15 protein-coding genes and 1 tRNA gene are annotated in these 17,051 nt (G+C 63.1%); 8 read left to right on the forward strand and 8 right to left on the reverse strand.

The genetic code is table 11. The features are described 5' to 3' along the window. Window positions 1–18: 18 nt before the first annotated feature. Window positions 19–471 carry a CopG family transcriptional regulator gene (locus P9220_RS15285; protein ID WP_404989552.1) on the reverse strand — a complete coding sequence of 151 codons (453 nt, stop codon included), beginning with the start codon at window positions 469–471 and terminating at the stop codon, window positions 19–21. A 192-nt stretch (window positions 472–663) separates the two neighbouring features. Between P9220_RS15285 and P9220_RS15290 the strand changes: the two genes are divergently transcribed. The 3 genes from P9220_RS15290 to P9220_RS15300 all read left to right on the forward strand — a co-directional run bounded on the left by P9220_RS15290 (window position 664) and on the right by P9220_RS15300 (window position 3,104). Continuing rightward, entirely contained in the window at window positions 664–1,749 is a 1,086-nt protein-coding gene (locus P9220_RS15290) for an alpha/beta fold hydrolase (RefSeq protein ID WP_309765842.1), read from the forward strand. Between the two features lie 194 nt (window positions 1,750–1,943). After that, entirely contained in the window at window positions 1,944–2,918 is a 975-nt protein-coding gene (locus P9220_RS15295; RefSeq protein ID WP_309765843.1) for a hypothetical protein, read from the forward strand. 39 nt (window positions 2,919–2,957) lie between these two features. Then, entirely contained in the window at window positions 2,958–3,104 is a 147-nt protein-coding gene (locus P9220_RS15300; RefSeq protein ID WP_309765844.1) for a DUF3563 family protein, read from the forward strand. Between the two features lie 43 nt (window positions 3,105–3,147). Here P9220_RS15300 and P9220_RS15305 read toward each other — a convergent pair whose 3' ends face one another. Then, window positions 3,148–6,051: an EAL domain-containing protein gene (locus P9220_RS15305; RefSeq protein ID WP_309765845.1), complete on the reverse strand. Its 2,904-nt coding sequence runs from the start codon at window positions 6,049–6,051 to the stop codon at window positions 3,148–3,150. Between the two features lie 137 nt (window positions 6,052–6,188). After that, the gene (locus tag P9220_RS15310) at window positions 6,189–6,842 is read right to left on the reverse strand and encodes an N-acyl amino acid synthase FeeM domain-containing protein (RefSeq protein ID WP_309765846.1); all 654 of its coding nucleotides are present in this window, start codon (window positions 6,840–6,842) and stop codon (window positions 6,189–6,191) included. Between the two features lie 463 nt (window positions 6,843–7,305). Between P9220_RS15310 and P9220_RS15315 the strand changes: the two genes are divergently transcribed. Then, entirely contained in the window at window positions 7,306–8,436 is a 1,131-nt protein-coding gene (locus tag P9220_RS15315; protein ID WP_309765847.1) for a porin, read from the forward strand. Window positions 8,437–8,446: 10 nt separating this feature from the next. Further along, a complete protein-coding gene (locus P9220_RS15320) occupies window positions 8,447–8,725 on the forward strand; it encodes a DUF3253 domain-containing protein (protein WP_309765848.1) in 279 nt (92 codons plus the stop codon). Window positions 8,726–8,801: 76 nt separating this feature from the next. On the opposite strand, the gene P9220_RS15325 is transcribed toward P9220_RS15320, so the two are convergent. Then, window positions 8,802–9,692 (reverse strand): sterol desaturase family protein, encoded by an 891-nt coding sequence (locus tag P9220_RS15325; protein ID WP_309765849.1) that lies wholly within the window; start codon window positions 9,690–9,692, stop codon window positions 8,802–8,804. A gap of 208 nt (window positions 9,693–9,900) precedes the next feature. On the opposite strand from P9220_RS15325, the gene P9220_RS15330 reads away from it, so the two are divergent. The 3 genes from P9220_RS15330 to P9220_RS15340 all read left to right on the forward strand — a co-directional run bounded on the left by P9220_RS15330 (window position 9,901) and on the right by P9220_RS15340 (window position 13,886). Continuing rightward, on the forward strand, window positions 9,901–11,124 hold the full coding sequence (locus P9220_RS15330; protein WP_309765850.1) for a PepSY-associated TM helix domain-containing protein: 1,224 nt from the start codon (window positions 9,901–9,903) through the stop codon (window positions 11,122–11,124). Window positions 11,125–11,324: 200 nt separating this feature from the next. Beyond that, the gene (locus P9220_RS15335) at window positions 11,325–13,523 is read left to right on the forward strand and encodes a TonB-dependent siderophore receptor (RefSeq protein ID WP_309765851.1); all 2,199 of its coding nucleotides are present in this window, start codon (window positions 11,325–11,327) and stop codon (window positions 13,521–13,523) included. A 144-nt stretch (window positions 13,524–13,667) separates the two neighbouring features. Then, window positions 13,668–13,886 (forward strand): hypothetical protein, encoded by a 219-nt coding sequence (locus tag P9220_RS15340; RefSeq protein ID WP_309765852.1) that lies wholly within the window; start codon window positions 13,668–13,670, stop codon window positions 13,884–13,886. Window positions 13,887–13,966: 80 nt separating this feature from the next. Here the strand turns inward: P9220_RS15340 and P9220_RS15345 are convergent. The 4 genes from P9220_RS15345 to P9220_RS15360 form a co-directional block, all read right to left on the reverse strand. Further along, window positions 13,967–14,043 (reverse strand) — tRNA-Val (locus P9220_RS15345). Window positions 14,044–14,103: 60 nt separating this feature from the next. Continuing rightward, entirely contained in the window at window positions 14,104–15,429 is a 1,326-nt protein-coding gene (locus P9220_RS15350) for an SUMF1/EgtB/PvdO family nonheme iron enzyme (RefSeq protein WP_309765853.1), read from the reverse strand. A gap of 169 nt (window positions 15,430–15,598) precedes the next feature. After that, entirely contained in the window at window positions 15,599–16,321 is a 723-nt protein-coding gene (locus P9220_RS15355; protein WP_309765854.1) for a helix-turn-helix domain-containing protein, read from the reverse strand. A 104-nt stretch (window positions 16,322–16,425) separates the two neighbouring features. After that, complete coding sequence (locus tag P9220_RS15360) at window positions 16,426–16,899, reverse strand: universal stress protein (protein ID WP_309765855.1); 474 nt, start codon at window positions 16,897–16,899, stop codon at window positions 16,426–16,428. Between the last annotated feature and the right edge of the window lie 152 nt (window positions 16,900–17,051).

A 17,051-nucleotide genomic window follows, 5' to 3' on the forward strand; every position in this document is an offset into this window, starting at 1 on the left:
TTGACGGTCAGGGTCGCGCTAGCGGATTCGATCCGCGAGCGCAGCCTTGACGGCCGCCGGTGCGTGCAGTGCGCCGCGCACCAGGATTGAATCGATGGTGGCCAAGGCGAGTTCGGGCGTCACGTCGGCAGCGATGCTGGCGAGTCCGAGCACCTGGATCCGGAGCCGCTCGTTGGCGGCGCGTACCGCTTCGAGATCGCGCCTCGAGAAGTACTGCAAGCCCAGCACCAGCTCGCGCCGCGTCACCGTCTCCCGGACGACCACCGCGTGAACGGCCAGTTGATTGCGAATGGCCGTGCGAATCAGGTCTGTCCGGTTCGAATAGAAACCTTCTTCGACGAGCAAATCGATCTGGCCCAGGTCAACCGGGCCCAGATTGATCGTAATTTTTTCCGTTTCGCCGCCGCGCGTGCGGGCCGCTTCGGGGGTGTCTGTCTTTTCCATGCTCCGACGCTTCCATCCGTTCGCCATCCAATGGGATGGTTATAGACTTATCGGGCGCTAGTGTCAACTCAGGCCGCAGCGGCACGTCCGGTGCGCGGTTGCGGAAAGAACGCCGGTCGCGAGCCTTGACTCCCCCGCCATTGCGCGCGAGCATGACTCAATCGGGCGATCGTATCGATCGGCCGAATTTGTACGTACTCCCTACATCATTGCCTCGTTATGAAGCAGTGTTCGTCCCCGCCGCGGCAACAGATACGTCTATGCACGTCGAGCGATGGCGCGCGCATCGCTTACGCGACATGCGGAGCGGGGCCGCCGCTCATCAAGGCCGCGAACTGGCTGAGTCATCTGGAGCTGGACTTTTCGAGCCCCGTGTGGAGCCATCTGATGCTGGAGTTGTGCCAGCATCACACGTTGATCCGCTACGATCAGCGCGGCTGTGGTCTCTCCGATAGAGATGTCGCCGAAATATCGTTCGATGCCTGGCTGCGCGATCTCGAAACCGTCGTCGACGCCTGCGGGATCGACCGTTTTCCGCTGCTTGGCATATCGCAAGGCGCGTCGATCGCAGTCGCTTATGCGGTTGCGCATCCCGAGCGCGTGACGCATCTCGTGCTGCACGGCGGCTATTCGCGAGGACGTCTCAAACGCACCGACGATCTCGCGCTGCACGAAGAAGCGGAGATGCTCGTGCGCCTCGCGGAAATCGGCTGGGGCAAGAGCAATCCCGCGTTTCGCCAGTTCTTCACTACGCAGTTCATACCGGGCGGCAGTCCGGAACAGCATCGCTGGTTCAACGAACTCGAACGCATGACGACCACGCCGCGCAACGCGGCGCGCATCATGCGCGTCTTCAACGAGATCGATGTCTTCGATCTGCTGCCGAAGGTGGAATGCCCGGTACTCGTGCTTCATGCAAGCGGCGATGCGCGCGTTCCGTTCGATGAGAGCCGCCTGATTGCGGGCATGATCCCGGGTGCGCGGTTCGTGCCGCTCGAGAGCGACAATCATCTCGTGCTCGAAACCGAACCCGCCTGGCAGCGATGGCGCGACGAAGTGCGGGCGTTTCTTCCGGCAACGACCGCGCCCGATCCCGCCTTCGCGATGCTGACGCCGCGCGAGCGCGACATCGTCGAATTGCTGGCGGGCGGCCGCGACAACGCGCAGATCGCCGCGCGGCTCGCGTTGAGCGAAAAGACGGTGCGCAATCACCTCACCAGCATCTTTTCGAAGCTCGAAGTCGATAGCCGCGGACAGGCGATCGTGCTTGCGCGCCGCGCCGGCTTCGACGACGTTTCGACATAGACCCACGCTCGCCGGGACACGTGTCCCGCATTAACACGTATTGCGCGCCCGATCCCGGCGTCGACCGGGACGCGCGACTCATGTTTTCGCGCATGCGTCTGCCCAGAATGATCTCCAGACGGTGGCGCAACGCATTCATTCTTCTTCCGCCGAACCGTCCTTTCTCTTCCGATAGACAGTTCACGGAGTTGTCCATGAAAGCCTTCAGTCCTCAAGCCGCCCAGCAACGCTACATGAAATGCATCGAAGCATCGCGCCGCATTCGCTGGGACATCGACCGGGACGTATTACGCGGCCGTCACTTCGACCCGTTGCACAAGTTCATGCCCGAAGGACTGAGCGAAACGGAACGCCTGCCGTTTCTCGATGACGGCGAACGCCGCCTGATGTCGCAGATTCAGGGCCGCACTTACGCGAACATGTTCGGGCTGATCGAGCGCTTCATCGGCGCGAAGATGATCGAACTGGGCCGTGACCACGCGCTCGCCGATCAGACCGCATTCGAAGCCATCGTGCGATTCACCGACGAAGAGCTGAAGCATCAGGAACTGTTCCGCCGTGTCGATGTGCTCGCCGCGGCGGCCATGCCGCACGGCTATCGCTTCACGGCCAACGCCGACGACGTCGCCGCGCTCGTGCTCACGAAGTCGACGTGGTCGATCCTTGCGCTGACGTGCTGCATCGAGATCGTCACGCAGGTGCACTACCGGCAGAGCATGGAAAGCGACAGCAGCATGTCGCCGCTTTTCAAGGACATCTTCCTGTTTCACTGGCAGGAGGAGTCGCAGCACGCGATCATCGACGAAATCGAATGGCAGCGGGAAGATGCGCGCATCGACGAAGCCGCGCGCGATGCGGCAGTCGGCGATCTCATCGATCTCGTCTGTGCGATAGACGGCCTATTGCAGACGCAGGCCGCAGCCGATGCACACTGCTTCCTCTCGATGCTCGACCGCGCGTTGTCCGACGACGAGGAGGCACGCGTCTGCGCGGGCGTGCTCGATGCATATCGTTGGCAGTACATCGTTTCGGGCGTGGAGGCCCCGCGCTTCGCCGATGTGCTCAGCGGCATGGTGAGCGAAGCGCAAGGCCGGCGGCTCGCGGCCGCGCTCGAACCCCTGCAAGCCCGGACGCTCATTTGCGGCACGGATGTTTTCGCGCAGTCATGATGGCGCGAGCCCTATCACACGACCAGACGGTGTACTGCCATGATCATGTTCCTGTTCTATCTACTGGATGCCTGGCTCGACGCGAGCGAACGCAAGCGGCACGATGCGTATGTTTCCGACGCGAAAGATCTCGCCGATGTTGAGCGGCGCATACGAAAGCTCGAAACCGGCGACGTGTTGCGCTGAATCGCACTGCAAGTGCATGCGCCACCTCCGTGGCGCATGCAGGTCATACCGTTTCCGCTTGCAGATAACGTTTGACTTCCGCATTGGTCACGAAGCTCGCGGCGGAAGAGGCCGCCAGGATGTCGCGGGCCTCTTGTGGTTTCGCGATCGCAAAACCCTGCACGTAATCGACACCCAGTTCTTTCAGCGCATCGAGTGTTTGCACGTCTTCGACCCATTCGGCGATGCTGCGCATCCCGAGGTTGCGCGCGAGATTGATGATCGCTTCGACGATCGCGATATCGGCGGGATGATTGCACATCGTCCGCACGAACTCGCCGTCGATCTTCAGCGCGTCGGCCGACAGCTTCTTCAGATAGCGCAACGAGGTCTGCCCCGCGCCGAAGTCGTCGATGGCGATCTTCGCGCCCATGTCATGCACGCGTGCGATGAAGCGCTCCGTATGCTCCAGGTCGTGCAGCGCGACGCTCTCCGTGATCTCGATGCACAGGTAGTGCACCACGTCCTCGTAACGCGAGAAGAGCGCGAACAGCTCGTCGAGGAAGTGCTCGTCGTTGAGCGAGCCGCCGCTCAGATTCACGCAGACGAAGCGCGTTCTTGCGAGCGATGCGCGGTTCTCGCTCAGCCATGCAAGCGTCGTCGACAGCACCCAGCGGTCGATCTGCACGATCGTGCCCGAGTCCTCGGCGGCGGCGATCAGCTTGCCCGCAGTCGCGACGGCCCCATCGGGCGTACGCAGACGCAGCAGCATTTCGAAGTCGAGCGCTTCTCCCGGCGCGTGCATCGACATGATCGGCTGCATCACGAGGAAGAGTCCATCGGGCAAGCGGCTTTCGCCCAGCGCTTCGATGAGATTGATCTCGGCGGCGCGTTCCTCGAACGCGGGCGCACCCTTGCGCAATGCGACGAGCCGCGCGTTGCCGCCGCGCTTCGCGGCGCGGCAGGCCCGGTCGGCGTAGGCGAGCGCGTCCTGCCCGCGTTCGCCATGCGAGCACTCGACGACGCCGATGGATCCTCTTACCTGGAAAGCGCGGGTATCGACGAGAAACGGCGCCGCGTTCAACGCGGTGACGAGTTCCTTGCAGCGCGCGATGGCATCGTCGATCGTCATGTCGGCCAGCACGCACACGAACTCGTCGCCACCGATGCGCCCGATCGGCACATGCGAGCCCAGACGCTCGACGAGACGCGCGGCGACATGCCGAAGGATCTCATCGCCCGTGCTGTGGCCGAAGAGGTCGTTGAACACCTTGAAGCGGTCGAGATCCAGATACGCGAGCGCCCACGCGCCGCGCTGTTCGCATTGCCGCGCGATGGCATGTTCGATTCCGCGCCGGTTCAGAAGCCCGGTGAGCGGGTCGTGCTCGGCGAGGAAGTGCAGGCGTTCGACCGCTTTCGAGCGGTCCGTCACGTCTTCGAGCGAACCTTCGATGAACCCGTTCGCGCGGATGGCGCGAAGCGAATAGCGGCGTCCGGCGGTGGTGGTCCCCGGCGCGCCTTCGATTTCGATCGATGCCGATTCGTCGCCTCGCAGGAGTTCGTCGAGCGCACGCTCGGCGCCTGTCGCGAAGTAGTCGGCCCAGCGATGCAGGCCGTCTTGCGCATGAGGCAGGCCGAGCATCGCGTGCAGCGCGGGATTGGCGCGAACGAAGCAATGCTCCTCGTTCAGCGTGAAGAGACCGATGGGCGTGACATCATATGTATTGCGCAGTTCGATCTGCATCTGACGGCGGCGTTCTCGCTCTTCACGCATGCGTTCGGCGATCGCGAACGCGCACAGCATGCTCGACGAGAGCGCCGTTACGACGGGACTATGCGCGCCTGCCAGCCCCTTGAAGCCGAACGCCGCCTCCAGCACTTCCGACAGCGTCGCGAACAGCACGATGCCCATCGACGCGACATACCACAGCACCGTTCGAGAGCGCGCCTTGAAGACGAGCTGCGCCAGAAAATAAGTTAGGACGACAATACAAAAGCTGGCGCTCGCCCACAGCACCGGAATGAAGTGGGCGTAACTGAGCGTGAACGCAGCGGCCATCAGGATGCAGCCGCCGTAGCGCACGGCGTGCAGCGTCCAGCGCAGGCCGATCGCTTTGAGCTCGCGGCGGAACAACTCGACGAACAGCGTCGCGGTGAGGATGTAGTACGACGCGAACGTGAATTCACGCAAGAACTGAATATGGCCGGGCGGGATGAGGCGGCCCATCCATTCGGTATCGAACCCCATCGCGTTGGCCGTCAGGCGCAGATTGCCGACGAGCCATGCGGCAAAAATGACGTACGTCCATTCGTGATTGATGATCGCCGTCACGAACACGAAGATGGCGAGCGTGAGCAGCCCGCCCGTAATCAGCGACGCACCTTGTTGGAAATCCAGTGTGGTTTCTTCGAGCTTGTCGCGGCTCAGCGCGGTCGCGGTGATATACGCGGGCCCGGAAAACGTGCCGCGGCAAAGAATGGGCGTTTCGCCCGTGCGTGCATCGAGTCGCAGCGCAAAGCCTGCCTTGTTGAAGCGAATGTCGCCGCGCGTGCCGTAGCGGTCGCCGGCGCCGAGCAGGGCAGGGAGCGCGTCCGTGCTCCAGCAGGATATCGTTTGCGCGTGCCGCGACGGAAGCTCGATGAACGCGGGAACACCGGTGTCGCGTGCGGGCGCTTCGAGCAGGAACCAGAACGGCGTTTCCGCGCGATGCGTGCTGAAGCGCGCAGAGGCAGTGGACGCCGACTCGCGCAAGCGGGCGATGGCGTCGGCGGGCTGCAGCGTCGCAGAAGGGTCCGCGATGACATGAAAGTGAAGCGGAACCGTGCCTGTGGTGTCGAACTGGCGCGGCGCCCAGAACATGACCGCGATGGTGCCGAGCGCGATCACGAACGGCGCTACGTATACGGAGAACCGCAGGAACGCCCAACTCGTCAGCCGGTCCCGAAACGTCCACTTATCGCTTGTCATTTGCTGCCCTTTCCTCCTTGACTACCGCTTTCGCCTCGTTGATCGAGATGCTACGACAATCGGCAACGACAGCACGAATGCGCCGACGCCGCCGATCACCGGTCCGCCCGATCATGCCTGAGCGGACGTTCGTTACCTTACGCTTCGCTCAGCGATTGCAGCGCGCTGTAATCGGCGCAGCCTTGCGCGTCATCGAGCGCCGCGGCGACGCTGACATCAATGTCGACGTGATCGGTTTCGAAGAAGAAGCCGTAAAACGAGTGATTGACCGCGGCCCAGCGCTGGCGGACCAGCGCAACGGGCTTGGCCATCACGCGATGGGGCATGCCGCCGACGTGCGTCATCGGCAGGAATTCGTTCTGGCCATACACGTCGCTGAAAAGCATCGCCTCGTATTCCCGGTCGAGCGGTGAACGTGCGGTAATCAGCATCCAGTCGATATCGTTCTGAACGCAATACATGTAATACGCCTTGCACAGCGCCACCTTGACCATCCGGCCGATCGCACCGCGCGCGACGCCGAGCCGTGTAGCCTCGGCAAGACGCGCCTCGTTCAGCCAGTCCGGCAGGCGGACGGATTGCTCGACCGCGAGCGGTCCGAGAACGTTCGTCTGAATCCGCATGGTGCCGAGCGGGCCCCCGTCGAGCCGCGATTGCGCGAGCAGCACGACCGTACCGGGCGAGGCGTCCAGCGCCTCGACGTCCATCGTTTCCGCGAATTCCGGCAAATGGCGCCCGTAGGCAGCCCGGCGCATTGCGACGGCCTTCTCGAGTTCTGCCTGATCACTCACGACTTTTATCGTAAACGGCAATCTTTCCGTTTTCTTGACGGTGTCGGGCGTCAGGTCCTGTTCGAGCGATGAAAAGCCCAGGTGTTGGGTGAGAAGTGCTGAGTCGATGCGGTCCATTTTTTATCCCGTGGATTAAAGAAAGAAAAAAGTGCGCCGCTTTAGGGAATAAAGGTTGGCCCCTAAACGCGACGACCAAGATTCTCACGAACGTGCGGGACGTGATGTGTCCCGGCCGCCAAGCCGGGAGCGCCGTGTCGACGAGGCGAGTAGGTTTTACATGAGTATTTCCGTGTTCCCTTTTTTCCTTAGCGAGTGAAGGCAAAAGTCAAGGCGTTTCTTACCGATGAGACACGAACTCGCTGGCGCGTGTGCGTTGCTGGTAGTCTGCGGCCTTCGCATTCGGATTGCAGTACGTTCGACACTGCATCGACCGCAATAAGTTCGCTAAGCACATGGGCAGACAATGAACCTGGGTAACAAACGGAGACCGCGACCGCTGGCCGTACTGCTCGCAGGGCTTGCGCTTTCTGGTGTCAATGCGCGAGCTCAGTCTTCTGTGACGCTCTATGGACTCGTGGATACGGCGCTGCGCTACACGACTCATGCGGATACGTCCGGCAACGACCGCCTGCAACTCTCGAACGGCGGCCTCGGCGAAAGTCATTGGGGCTTGCTTGGTTCGGAAGACATCGGCGGTGGAGCGAGCGTCGTTTTTCAGTTGGAGAATCGCTTCTTCCCGAATAGCGGGACGACTGACCCTTCCTATCCATTCTTCAACACGGCGTTCGTCGGCGTCAGGTCCTCGACTTTCGGGCGACTGACGCTGGGACGGCAAGTCAATCCGCTCGCGACGGCCGTGCTGCGGACCTATGTCACCAATCCATGGCTGCCGACGGTGTATGTCTTCAGGCCGGAGGTCGGCATGGCGCAGGGCGTCTGGACCAGCAACATGGCCAAGTACACGGCGCGCTGGCAGGACGTGACGATGGAACTCTCGTATGCGTTCGGCGGCGTGGCCGGCGCTTATGGCGCGGGAAGCCAGATTGGTGCATCCGTGACCTACGTGCCGGGCTGGCCGTTGCGGCTGGGTGCGGCTTATCTCGACACGCGCGACGCGGTGAACAGCTCCGCGCACATGAAGTCATGGACGGCGGGCGGAGCCTATACGTTCGGGAACACGTCGGTCAACGCGGGCTGGGCGGTGAATCGCGAGGACGCGGCTTATCTGGGTAACGCTCCGAACGGCCCTTATACGCCGGCTCAATTGACGGCGCTGGGATTCACGCAGTTTTCATCGCGGCAAATGTTCTTTGGCGGAGTGACACAGTTGATCGGCAGGCGCACGCACTTGTCGGCCAACGTGTGGCGCACGCTTCAGGACGGCAAGAACGCAAGCGGAGATGGTCACGCAACACAGTTCCAGGTGGTCGCCGATCATGGCCTGTCGCGCCGCACCGATGTCTATGTCGAGGCTGATTACTCGCTGTATCGCGGCGGGCTCATTGGCGCGCAATTGCAAGGCGTGAGCGGAGTGAGCGCGGCGGGAGGGTCGACGCAACTATCGGTGATGACGGGGCTTCGGCACAGCTTTTGAGCGTTGAGCGATGAAGATATCGGACAGGAACATTCAGCTATGCATGCTGGAACTGCTCGGGCGGCGCGCCCCGACTGCATCCATTTGCCCGTCCGATGTCGCCCGCCAACTCATTCCCGACGATGAAACAGCATGGCGTCAACTGATGCCCGCGATACGCCAGGTCGCCGCGCGGCTGGCGCAAGAGGGAAGCATCGTGATCACGCAAGGGGCGGTTACGGTATCGCCGGAATCGATCATTCGCGGTCCCATTCGCTTGCGGCGCGGGGCAAAATTTCCGGTGGCCTGAATCGATGAATGCTTAGGATGCTTGATGAATAATCGAGATCGTTCGTCCTGCCTTCGCTTGAAGAACCGTCGCAGCCTCAGGACACCTTCGCGCGCTTCTGCAACTCGGCCGTCGTCTCTCCTTCGCCATCCGGCAGCCAGCCCGGCGGGCGCAACACGAAGCCCACTGCGTCGGACACGCTCTTCGCGCTCAGCACGTCTTTCGCGAGGCTCGTCCAGTGCTCCGTCTCGACGACGATCGGATTGCGCGATGTGGTCGGCGTCGTAAGGCCATAACGACACGGCTCATCCGCGCGCTCTTCGACATACGTGCCGAACAGGCGGTCGAACACGATCAGCACGCCGCCGAAATTCGCATCGAGATAAGCCGCATTGGACGCGTGATGCACGCGATGCGACGAAGGCGTATTGAGCACGTATTCCAGCCAGCCGAGCTTCGGAATCCACGTCGCATGCAGCCAGAACTGATAGAGCAGGTTGATCGACAACGCCGCGAGCACGACTTCGGGCTTCACACCCAGCCACACGAGTGGCGTGAAGAACATCGCGGCGCCCGTGATCTTGCTCGTCCAGCCGAGGCGATAGGCCGAAGAAAGCGTCAACTGGTTCGGTGAGTGATGGACTGCATGCGTCGCCCAGAAAAAACGCACGGTGTGCGAAGCGCGGTGATACCAGTAGTAGCAGAACTCCATGCCGATGAACAGCAGCAAGATCGTCAGCGGCGCGTTGCTCGTCACCGTGTGGATGCGATGCTCCCACGCGAACGCGACCACCGGCGTCGCGAGCGACAGCGGCAGAAACGCAAGCAATTTGCGGCCGGCGAGATCCGCGAGAGAAATCAACACTTCGTGCCAGTCGAATGCACGGGCGGTCCCCTTGCGGACGCGGCTGAGAATCAGCGCTTCGATCATCGATGCCGCGAGCACGATGACGAGCACATACATCGATAACTTCCCGATCAGTTTCATGCTGTCGCCCTGAGTGGTTGCGAATGAACCCACTGTAGTGACGGCGCCTGTCAAAAACCACGCAGCATTTGTTTCGCCGGATGTCGCCGCCTTACGAAACGCTTGTCCGCATCGCCGGTCCTGTATAACATTGCGAATAATTCCTATTTACCAAAGAGCGTCGAATGATCGCAGCCGCGCGCAACCTCCGTTTCAGGGCAATGCAAGCATGAGGCCGGTTCTCGTCCGCCTGCATCGCTGGTTTGGTGTCGCGACCGCGCTGTTCCTGTTCGTCTCGGGGCTGACCGGTGCGGTCATCGCGTGGGATCACGAAATCGATGCGATTCTGAATCCGTCGTTCTTCCACGCACGCACCGACGGCGCGCCGCTGCCGCCGCTGGAACTCGCGCGGCGCGTCGAAGCCGCCGATCCGCGCGTCGAAGTGACCTATCTGCCGCTCGGCGTCGAGGCGGGGCATACCACGCAGATGATGGTGTGGCCGCGCACGAATCCGTCGACGGGCGCGCCGTACGCGGTCGACTACAACCAGATCGCCGTCGACCCCGCCACCGGCGAAGTTCAGGCGCGGCGGATGTGGGGCGCGGTGTCGCTCGCGCGCATCGACCTGATGCCGTTCCTCTACAAACTGCACTACACGCTGCATCTGCCGGTGCTCGCCGGCTTCGATACGGGCACGTGGCTCCTCGGCATCGTCGGCATCATCTGGCTTTTCGATAGCGGCATCGCGCTCGTGCTGTCGTTTCCGAGCGTCAAGGCGTGGCGCAAGTCGCTCGCGTTCCGCTTCCGGCGCGGCGGCTATGCGCTGACGTTCGATCTGCATCGCTCGGGCGGCGTCTGGATCTGGGCGCTGTTGCTGATGATGGCGCTCACGTCGGTTTCGATGAACCTCGCCGATCCGGTCGTGCGGCCCATCGTGTCCGCGTTCTCGAAGCTGTCGCCATCGTTTCTCGAGAACGCGGAGCTGATGCGGGCCGCGCCGCCCGGCCAGCCGGCCGCGACGCGCGCGCAAATCATCGAAACCGCCGCGCGCGATGCGAAGCGCGAAAACGTCGCGGAGCCGATGGGCGCGCTGTACTACGTGCCCGCGATGCAGGCATACGGCGTCGGCTTCTTTGCACCGGGCCACGATCACGGCGATGGCGGCCTCGGCAATGCCTGGCTTTACTACAACGGCCACACCGGAACGCTCGCCGGATCGTCCATTCCAGGCCGCGGTTCCGCAGGCGATGTCTTCATGCAGGCGCAGTTTCCGCTTCATTCGGGGCGCATTATCGGGCTGACAGGGCGCATTCTGATCAGCGCGGTCGGCGTCGCGGTCGCGGTGTTGAGCGCAACGGGCCTCATCATCTGGATGCGAAAACGCGCCGCGCGCCGTCACTCGGCCGCCGCCGCCGATGCGCGGGCGGCGCGCGGCCGCTCGCTGTCGTCCTGACGCCTGAGCACCGAACGCGTTGCGATTCCGCAAAGCCGCGCGTTATTTAAATGATAACGACTCTTATTTACGTTAGAATCCGGCGACAAGTCGAGCCGTCACGCGCCTCCGATTGCCGGTAACGACCCAAGAAAAACGCCGCCCGGATTCCTTCGACGCCCCGGGCCGGAACCGACCAACACCGACGTTTTCTCCGATTCATGCCTGTTCTCCGTTTGCAAACCTTGCAGGCCGCGCCTGCGAAGGCGCTGTCGCATCGCGCCGTCATCGTCGCGGCGATTGCCGTCGCTTTTTCCTTTCCGGCCCATGCCCAGACCGCAGCCGGCGCCGACGCCGCGCCGTCGGCTGAAAACACGCTGCCGGCCGTCCGCGTCGAGGCGAGCAAAGAGCAGCTTCCCGGCGATCTCGCGCCGACCTTCGCGGGCGGCCAGGTCGCGCGCGGCGCCGATTTCGGCGTGCTCGGCCAGCAGCGCACGCTCGACGTGCCGTTCAGCATGACGACGTACACGTCGAAGCTGATCGAGGACCAGCAGGCGCGCACCATCGGCGACGTGCTCGCGAACGATCCGGCGGTGCGTACCGCCTACGGCTTCGGCAACTTCGCGGAGACGTACATCATCCGCGGCTTTCAGCTCGATGGCGACGATGTCTCGCTCAACGGCCTGTACGGCATCACGCCGCGCCAGCTCGTCGCAACCGATGCGCTGGAGCGCGTCGATGTCTTCAAGGGCGCGAATACGTTTCTGAACGGCGCGTCGCCGAACGGATCGGCCGTCGGCGGCGGGCTGAATCTGCAGCTCAAGCGCGCGGACGACAAGCCGCTCACGCGCGTCACGCTCGAAGGCACGGCGTCGGGCGAAATCGGCGCGCATGTCGACGTGGGACGGCGCTTCGGCAGCGAAGGGCAGTTCGGCATCCGCGTGAATCAGGCGAATCACGACGGCGAAACGAGCATCGACGGTGAACATCGCCGCGACAACACCACGGCCGTTTCGCTCGACTGGCGCGGCGACAAGCTGCGTCTCTACGGCGACTTTCTCTATCAGCGGCAGCGCGTGAACGGCGGCCGGCCGACGGTGAACGTCAGCGGCAATTTCATTCCCGAAACGCCGTCGGCGACCTACAACTACGCGCAGACCTGGAGCTTCAGTTCCATCGAGGATACCGTCGGCATCCTGCGCGCGGAATACGACTTCCTGCCTGGCTGGACGGCCTATATCGCGGGCGGCATGCGGCACACGGACGAGCACGGCGAGTATTCGTCGCCGACCGTATCCAGTACGGCCACGACCGCATCGCGGCTCGGCGTGCCGCACAAGGAAGACGGCAGCTCGGCGGAAGCGGGCGTGCGCGGCCATTTCAACACCGGGCCGGTATCGCATTTCGTGACGGCGGGCGCGTCGATCGTGCGGGTGGATTCGATGTCGGCTTATACGTTCGCCGGCGCGTTCCCGACGAGCCTCTACGACACGCCGCAGGTGCCGTATCCGGCGAGCACGCTGTCGGCCGGCAATCTGGCCGATCCGGGCACGACGGCGCTCAATCTGATGCGCAGCGCATCGGTGTCGGACACGCTCGGCTTCCTGAACGATCGCGTGCTGTTCACCGTCGGCGCGCGCTATCAGGAACTGCACACCAACACGTTCGATTACACCGGCAAGCAGACCCGCGCCTATAACGATTCGATCACGACGCCGCTCTTCGGCCTCGTCGTCAAGCCGTGGCAGAACGTGGCGTTCTTCGCGAATCGCAGCGAGGCGCTTGCGATCGGGGATTCCGCGCCGAACACGGCCGTCAATTTCGGCGAGCAACTGCCGCCCCAGAAGTCGAAGCAGTACGAAGTCGGCGCGAAGTACGACAACGGCAAGTACGGCGCATCGCTTGCGCTGTTCCAGATCGAGAAGCCGCTGACGTACACGAACAGCGCCGGTTATTTCGTCGATAACGGGAACGAGCGGCATCGCGGCGTGGAGGCGTCGATCTACGGCGAGCCGTTGCGCGGCGTTCGGCTGATCGCGGGGGCGACGTACATCCACGCGACGCAGCTCGACACCGGCAGCGCGACGACGGACGGCAACATGCCGATCGGCGTGCCGACCTTCATGTTCAACGTCAATGCGGAATACGACGTGCCGGTGCTGAACGGCCTCACCTTGACGGCGCGCTGGATTCATACCGGCTCGCAGTATCTGAACGTGACGAACACGCTGTCGATTCCTGCGTGGGATCGCTTCGACCTCGGCGCGCGCTATGCGACCGTGCTGTTCGGCAAGCCGACGACGTTCCGAGCGAGCGTGCTCAACGTGGCCAACAAGTCGTACTGGTCGTCGACGATCGGCGGTTATCTGACGCAAGGCGCGCCGCGAACGGTGCTTCTGTCGATGACGACTGACTTCTGATCGAGCCGCCCGAAGAACGCGCGCCGCCGGTTCCTTTCGCGAACCGGCGGCGCTTTGTCATGGTTTCGGACCGCGCTACGCCGCGCCGGCGAGCGGTATAAACTTCGATGTATATGTCTCGCGCATGAAGCGCTCACCGTCATCATGGAACCGACTTCGAGTAAAGAAACGTCCCGCAGGCGCTTGTCGAAGCGGTCGCTCAATGTCCTCTCGGCGCTGGTCGGCATCGGCACGCTGGCGCTCGGTATCGGCTGGCTGATCTATAGCTGGACGGTCAATCTGGAAGTGCCGTACTTCGCGATTCCGCTCGTGCTGACCGTACCCGTGATCGCCGCTGTGGCGTTCCGGAACATGTGGGATTAGCGAAGCAGGAGAGGGAAGGAAAAAGAGTGAGCAAAAAAATCGCCGCGATAAACGCGGCGATTTTTCTACAGCATATGCGTTGGTAGGCTCGATTGGACTCGAACCAACGACCCCCACCATGTCAAGGTGGTGCTCTAACCAGCTGAGCTACGAGCCTGTTGAGCCGCGCATTATAGAGACCCCGCACTCGATATACAAGCCCATCGGCGAAGAATCTTCAGACGGCTGGCTCGCTCACGCAGCGAAAGCCCGCATACACGTACTGATAATGCCCCTGGAACCAGTTGCGGAAGCTCGGCCGCAACATGCACGCCGCCGTGCGGGGCGAGCCGCCTTTGATGACGAAGTGCTTGCCGTCGAAGAAATTCGCCGAGTAGCCGAGATAGAACGGGAACGGCTCGAAGCCGTCGAGCGGGCCGAAGGTCGTCGATGTCCATTCCCAGCCGTTGCCGAACTGTCCCTCGACGCCGAACGCGCTGCGGTTCTCGGGATGCGCCTGCACCGGCGTCGGGTCCCATCGGCGGAAATCGAAGTTGCCTTCCGCCACATGCGGCGCGCCGATGGCCGCGCGTTGCCACTGCGCTTCCGTGGGCAGCTTCCTGCCCGCCCAGCGTGCGTAGGCGCTGGCTTCCGCATGGCTCACGTAGACCGGCCAGTCGAGCGGAAGCGGGAGTTCCTCGAACATCGTGCGCAGCTTCCAGCCGGATTCGGCGCTGCCGGCGTCGTCGACGGCTTCGTCGCCCGCAATCCAGAACGCCGGATGCGCAATGCGATGTCGCTCCTTCCACGCCCAGTCGCCGTCGTTCCAGTAGTCGCGATTCCAGTAGCCGCCCGCATCGATGAAGCGCAGATAATCGCGGTTCGTGACCATGTAGCGGTCGATATCGAACGCCGGCACGTCCACGCGCATTTCGTCGAACTCGTTGTCCCAGCCGAATCGTCCGCTCTCGCGGGAAAGCCCCAGCGTGACCGTGCCTTCGGGAACGCGCACGGTTTCATGCACGAGCGGGCGGTCCGATGTCCGTTCGCATATCGCATTGGCCGGCGCAATTTTTCTGTCGACCGGCAATTGATGCAGCATGTACGCAAGCGTTTCCGCGTGCATCAGCCGATGTTCGATCGCGACTTCGAGCAGCTTCGCGGCAGGCTCGTCCGCGGAAACGGGGTCGGCGACGAGTTTGAGCGGATCGAAACGGGCGTCGATATCCGCGCGCACTTTCGCCTTGTAAGCCTGCACTTCGTCGAGCGAAGGCCAGTCGGCCGGCTGATCGGTCGGCAGGCCGCCATCGACGGGATCGATGCCGAACGCGAACAGCTGGTCGTAGGCGGGATCGGCGTTCGGGAGGTCGAAGAGGCGCTTGTCGAACAGATTGCGGTCGAACGCCTCGAGATGGCCGATATAGAAGACGATGCGATGCCGCTCGGCGATCGGCCGGTCGTAAAGATGCTCGCGCCTGACGATGTCGAAGAGTTCGTCGGTCACGCGGCGCGCTTCCGCGAGCCGCTCGAGCAAAGGATGACGCAGGGATGGTTCGCGATTCATTTCGCTCTGTCTCCGGTGCAAGCCGAGAGCATTGCATAGGATTCGAACAGGCGTCAAAACGCCTGCTCGCTTGCATGAAACAGCCAGTGTTTAGCGAAGTTCGTGCCAGCGCGCCGGATTGCGGCGTTTGTTCGGCTGTGGCGAGCGAACCGGCGCGCTCAGGCGATTGTCAGATGCCGCGCAGCCCGTCGAAGTCGCGGATGCGGATGGATTTGCCCTGCGCCTCGATGAGTCCAAGCTTGTCGAAGCGCGATAGCGTGCGGCTCACCGTTTCGAGCGTCATGCCGAGATAGCTGCCGATGTCGTCGCGCGTCATCCGCATCGTGAATTCCGCAGTGGCGTACCCGCGCCGCGCGAGCCGCGCGGACATGTCGAGCAGCAGGCGGGCGACGCGCTCGTCGGCGCGCAGCATGCCCAGCCGCACGACGTGTTCGGCTTCGCGATTGATCGCCTGACTCATCATGCGATGCATGCGCCGTTGCAGCGAATCCGTCTCGCGGCACATGCGCTCGAAAAGCGCGTAGGGCACGACGCAGACGGAGCTGTCTTCCAGCGCGATGGCGTCGCACGTGTGGCGGCCATCGCCGATGCCGTCGAGACCGAGGGCATCGCCCGCGAGCAGCAGGCCGGTCATGCGCCCGCGTCCGCCGTCGCGGCTGCCGTCATTCGTGACGACGGTCTTGAGCGAACCCGAGCGCACCGCGTAGAGCGAATCGAACGTGTCGCCGGTGCGAAAGAGCGCATCGCCGCGACGAATCTTGCGCGTCACGGAGATGATGTGTTCCAGCTTGGTGACGTCCCGGGCGCACAGGCCTTCGGGCATGCACAGATGGCGCATTGCGCAGCTGGAACAGTGCGCCGCTTGCCGCCGGGGGAGGATCGGATCAGACATGGCGAGCTCGGTTTCTTGATGGATGACAAATTGATTGTCCCATAGCAAGCCCGGCCGACCGCGTGAAAAAATGCCGCGCCCCCGGCGCTTGCACAATCTTCACATCATGCGGTAGAGGCGTTGTCCGAATTATTTGCCGCCGAGGGAATCAACAGCACCGGCAAGCTGGCTTGACGCAGGCAACGCTCCGCAACGCTGCCGAGAATCATCCGTTTGAAGCCCTTGCGGCCATGCGTGCCCATCACGAGCAGATCGGCGTTGAACGCGTGGGCGGCGGCGATGATGAGCGAGGCGACGTCGTCGCTGGCGGTGGCCTCGACGGTCGCGACATCGCCCGCAACGCCGCGCGCCTTCATCGCTTCGGCGGCTTCCCGCGCAACGGCTTCGCCCTGTTCGGTCAGGCCCTTCTGCAGCGCGGACGGATCGTAGCCCGGCACGTCCATGACCATCGGCCCGCTTTCGATGACGCAATACGGCTGGACGACCGCGTGATGCGTGACAGCGAGATCGAGCGCGGTATTCAAGGCGTGCTGGGACGTGCGGCTGCCGTCGATGGCGACGATGATGCGTTTGAACATGGCGTGTTCCTCGTGCGGTGAGAATGTCGGGCGCATGCCGGCCGACGCGTGGCGTGGCGCTTGCATCGCGGCGATACGCGCTTTCAGCATAGCGCGGCGGTCGTGTCGCGAGACCGCGCAGTTTTCAGGATGAGTCGATCTGTCGCAAGCGA

Origin of the sequence: Caballeronia sp. LZ016 (assembly GCF_031450805.1) — a bacterium.
Lineage (GTDB): Bacteria > Pseudomonadota > Gammaproteobacteria > Burkholderiales > Burkholderiaceae > Caballeronia.